The organism is Ruminococcus sp. 1001136sp1_2201st1_G3_2201SCRN_220225 (genome assembly GCF_040924365.1).
Taxonomy (GTDB): domain Bacteria; phylum Bacillota; class Clostridia; order Lachnospirales; family Lachnospiraceae; genus Blautia_A; species Blautia_A faecis.
In genome coordinates this window covers 1-4,116 of the sequence record NZ_JBCOME010000116.1, presented here as the reverse complement: position 1 = coordinate 4,116, position 4,116 = coordinate 1, and the positions used below count along the sequence as shown (strand labels likewise).

7 protein-coding genes and 1 pseudogene are annotated in these 4,116 nt (G+C 35.6%); 7 read left to right on the top strand and 1 reads right to left on the bottom strand.

The window, feature by feature from the left end; all coding sequences use genetic code 11:
• Positions 1–104: 104 nt before the first annotated feature.
• The 6 genes and pseudogenes from AB5642_RS19925 to AB5642_RS19900 form a co-directional block, all read left to right on the top strand.
• Positions 105–158 (top strand): annotated as a pseudogene (locus AB5642_RS19925) (hypothetical protein); the annotation flags it as partial.
• A 30-nt stretch (positions 159–188) separates the two neighbouring features.
• Positions 189–329: a hypothetical protein gene (locus tag AB5642_RS19920; RefSeq protein WP_243252256.1), complete on the top strand. Its 141-nt coding sequence runs from the start codon at positions 189–191 to the stop codon at positions 327–329.
• A 382-nt stretch (positions 330–711) separates the two neighbouring features.
• The gene (locus AB5642_RS19915) at positions 712–1,143 is read left to right on the top strand and encodes a sigma factor-like helix-turn-helix DNA-binding protein (protein ID WP_173719708.1); all 432 of its coding nucleotides are present in this window, start codon (positions 712–714) and stop codon (positions 1,141–1,143) included.
• A gap of 2 nt (positions 1,144–1,145) precedes the next feature.
• Positions 1,146–1,328: a helix-turn-helix domain-containing protein gene (locus tag AB5642_RS19910; RefSeq protein WP_173719710.1), complete on the top strand. Its 183-nt coding sequence runs from the start codon at positions 1,146–1,148 to the stop codon at positions 1,326–1,328.
• A 272-nt stretch (positions 1,329–1,600) separates the two neighbouring features.
• Positions 1,601–1,822: a hypothetical protein gene (locus tag AB5642_RS19905; protein WP_173719712.1), complete on the top strand. Its 222-nt coding sequence runs from the start codon at positions 1,601–1,603 to the stop codon at positions 1,820–1,822.
• Between the two features lie 55 nt (positions 1,823–1,877).
• Positions 1,878–2,906, top strand: coding sequence for a phosphoadenosine phosphosulfate reductase family protein (locus AB5642_RS19900; RefSeq protein WP_173719714.1), 1,029 nt, complete (start codon positions 1,878–1,880; stop codon positions 2,904–2,906).
• A gap of 33 nt (positions 2,907–2,939) precedes the next feature.
• On the opposite strand, the gene AB5642_RS19895 is transcribed toward AB5642_RS19900, so the two are convergent.
• A complete protein-coding gene (locus AB5642_RS19895) occupies positions 2,940–3,188 on the bottom strand; it encodes a helix-turn-helix domain-containing protein (protein WP_173719716.1) in 249 nt (82 codons plus the stop codon).
• A 172-nt stretch (positions 3,189–3,360) separates the two neighbouring features.
• Between AB5642_RS19895 and AB5642_RS19890 the strand changes: the two genes are divergently transcribed.
• Positions 3,361–3,861 (top strand): hypothetical protein, encoded by a 501-nt coding sequence (locus AB5642_RS19890; RefSeq protein WP_173719718.1) that lies wholly within the window; start codon positions 3,361–3,363, stop codon positions 3,859–3,861.
• Positions 3,862–4,116 lie beyond the last annotated feature (255 nt).

Here is a 4,116-nt window from a genome sequence, read left to right as displayed (position 1 = left end):
AGGCTGAGCTTCTGGCAGGTTAAAATAGGGAGAAATTTCTTATTTTAACTTGTACTAAATCTTGACATAGGACCACTGAAAATTTTCAAAAGAAAACATGCCCGGAGTGTAAAAGTAAAATTAGAAAGGCATATAGAATTTGCCCGGAATGTGGACATCTTTTTCAGAAAGGGCTGTCAGAAGAACAATTGACAGATGTTATTGAAAAGGAAAAAGAAGACGATATGAGCTCCGAGCAGATTGATAGGGTATTTGAAAAAGTAGACACTCTTTCAATAGAAGAAATCAAGGCCTATGATTCAGAACTGGATGATTTTCTAAGAAAATAGTATTTTGGGTGTTTGGCTTGGCTGTAAAAGAAAGTGTTAAATTGCATAAATTAATTATACAAAAATTGTGAAAATTCTATGAAATAATGATACCAAAGATTTTTTGAATCGTATTATATATGGAATGTAAAAGAAAATATAATTCCTGGTTTCATGTTAATGTTTGCGATTATCACTATTGCGGCATGGATCAATCAGGCAGGAGGAAACAAAAAATTCATAAAACGCAGAAGGATACTCAACATTACCTGGTTTGTGCGGACTACTGGAAAGCTATTTCAGTAGTCTGTTTTAATTGTAAAAGTCGTTGTTATTATGACAAATTGCAAAGGGCTCCGCCAGCTGAAGAAGGTTTTACATGATTACAAATTAGGGGGCAATAATGCCAGATAAAATAGATAAAGAACTAAAGAGAAAGTTTGGAGCGTATTTAAAAGTTGCAATACTGAATGCAAAAAAAGAATACCTGATAGGGCAGACTAAAATAATCAAAACAGAGACATCTTTGGATGAGGTTGATTCTATTGAGGATGAGGCTGCAGAACGTATGTTAGAGAATGTCTGTATAGATTATAAAATCGAAGATGGTGAAGAATTTCATGCAAGAGACGTATTAAATAGTATTGAGGATCCCACGCTCTATTCTGCCATTTCTGCTTTAAATACACTTCAGATTGAGATATTAGTATTGCGGTGTATTGGAAGTAAAACTTTTCGTGAAATTGGGGAACTTGTAGAAATCAGTGAGTTACATGCTAAAGATATATATTTCAATACACTTACAAAACTAAGAAAAATCATAGGAGAAAAATAAATATGGGATTTAGTGAACTTCTTAACAGGGCAAAAACGATGGATGATACTGCGATGGTTCAGATATTAGAATTATATAATCCGCTATTATATAAATATGCAAACGTAAACAGTCGATTTGATCAAGATTTATATGAGGAGTTTGTATACCGTTTGATTATATGTGTTGTGAAGTTCCCATATTAATAAATATAATAATACAATATATTGTATTATATGGTTGACAAAATAACTATATATAGATATTATAAATATGTAATCATTTTTGTTTCTGGATTCAGAAACAGATATTTTGTTCAGGCTTATGGCCTGGAGAAAAATTTTAACCAATCATATGTACAAATAAAAGCATAGAAAGACATTGATTTATTTGAAGAATGAATGTCGGTTCTGTGCTTTTTTTGTGCGCAAAAAAGGAGGTGGCTTAGTTGAAAAATTATCAGAAAGGAGGAAAGCGAATGAAATTTAAGCCCATGATAGTATTATATGGATCTGTGATGCAGCCATTGAAAGAAGGACAGAAAGCTCACTACTGTCAGAATGGATTGTGGCGTTCAACTGGAAAAAACATGCGAGTATTGGAGCAGAATGATGAACGTGTAAAGTTTGAGACAGATACAGTTTGCTACTGTATTAATTTCTATGAGGAGGGCACTGGTGTTGTAGCACTGGCTGCATAGGGACGAACCTACGGATATTTTCTTTCAATATCCGTAGGTTAATGGAGCTGAATAAATGTACATTCTTCAGGATGAATTGAAATTAAATGAGTGGCAATTTAGTCAGCGGAAATACCTGCCCTATGAAATAAAAGTGAAGCTTGCAGAAGCGAGAATACGTGAATGGTATGAAAACTGGTATGGAGAGGTATATCTAAGTTATTCTGGTGGGGTGGATAGCACAGCGCTTTTATATATGATACGAAAAGTATTAGGGGATGAGATACCAGCTGTATTTTCGAACACAGGCCTGGAATTCCCAGAAATTGTACGGCACGCACGTAAGGCAAGTGGTAACTATGTAGAAATTTATCCTAAATGGAAGTCTGGGAAACGGGCTTATTTTTCGGAAGTTGTGGATCAATTTGGTTTTCCTCTTATATCAAAGGAGACTGCGCTCAAAGTACGTAAACTTCGTCATGGTAATTTGAGTGACCGTTATCGTAACTATTTGCTATATGGGGATGAGCGTGGGAAATTTGGCGTATTAGCTAAGAAATGGCGATTTTTTCTTGCTACGGAATATGAGATAAGTGAAAAATGCTGTATTATTTTGAAAAAGGAACCATTTGCCAGATACGAAAGAGAAACTGGCAGGAAGCCTTATATTGGAATTACGCAAGATGAAAGCTTTGTAAGAGGACATTTGTACGCTAAAACAGGATGCAATGTTTATACTGGATCTACTATAAAAAGTCAGCCACTTGGTCCCTGGACAAGGCCAGATGTGTTACGTTATATTGTGGAACATGATATTGAAATCAGTTCTGCATACGGAGATATCTGGCAGGATGAGTTTGGACAGTACTATACAACTGGTGAACAAAGAACTGGTTGTATGTTCTGTGGCTTCGGCGCACATTTAGAGGCTGAACCAAACCGCTTTCAAAGGATGCTTGTTACACATCCAAATCACTATAATATTTGCATGAACTTAAAAAATAATGGAGTACGGTATGAAGATGCTTTGCATGATTGCGGAATACCAACAAAAACATGGGAGCAGGCAGGACAATTAAGCCTTGATTTAAAAAATGCTGCTTAGAATGAAATCGAGCCCGGTTGGATAATACCGGGCTTATTTTGGTTCTTCCAGACCTTCAAAAAATGCGTCGAAGGAACAGTTATATATTTTTTTTAATTCTAATAGTACACTGATTTTTACATTAAGCTCTCCATTCTCATATTTGGCGTAAGTTGTGCGGCCAATGTCACAGCCATTTCGCTGGAGTATGGCACATAACTTTTCCTGGGAGATTCCGTATTTGTTGCGGAGCTTCTGAAGGTTTGGTCCAATGCTGATATCACATCTTAGTTTTTGTTCCATAAACATTCCCCTTTTTGACCAGTATAGGTGTCAATGCTGATGTTTCTATTTTATGAAAAAAGAAAAATTATATTGTCCGTTATACTGGTCAAAACAAGGAAAAAGTGATATAGTAATAAAAAATATGGAAGGAATACAGATAAGCTATTTTACCTGTATATGAAAATGAAAAATGAAATTTGAAGCATTTTATAAGGAAGCATATGATGCAGAAATGGAAGAGCTATTTTCTGATCATGCTTCAGAAACAGAAAATAAGCCATCAAAGGATTCCTGTGATTTGTTAATGAAAAAAGCAGATCTGGAGTTTTCTCAGTACAAGTTAGTGAAAAGTGAAAAATGTTATGATTATTTGCTGGGAAATCTTTATCCAAAAGCTGCCGAGATTGCAAAGATGCAGGGCGGAAATCTGATATTAGACATTGATGAAGAGAGGCACACAGGAAAGCTGGAATACTGGGGAGCTTTTTTGATGAGTACATCGGGAGACACACTTCTAATGGATTTTCTTGTATCTGCAATGACAATGGCAGATCAGTTTTCATTTGAGGTAAAAGACTCTCTTTTACATTTGGAGTTTTTCTTTGAATTATATAATCTGGTAAAGATGAAAAATTATTCCAAGGAGATTGAACAGCTGGGACTAAAAATCAAAAAGTTAAATACACGGTAGTGTTTTGCTATCCAAATGAAGCTATAATGCAACCGTTATGGAATTGACATATGATTTCGTAACGAATAGAATAATACTATAAAGTTCTGTGCATGCGGAACCTGGTGCATGAGAGAGCCAGGAACTTTATAAAAAGTATGAAAAGACAGCCATTAGAAAAGTGGTTGTCTTTTTTTTCGCGTGTGTCCAGCAAAGCTGGACTACACTTGCCGGTGTAAGTCCGGTCACGGTAATCGCCAGTGAGCCGTGTAGTTA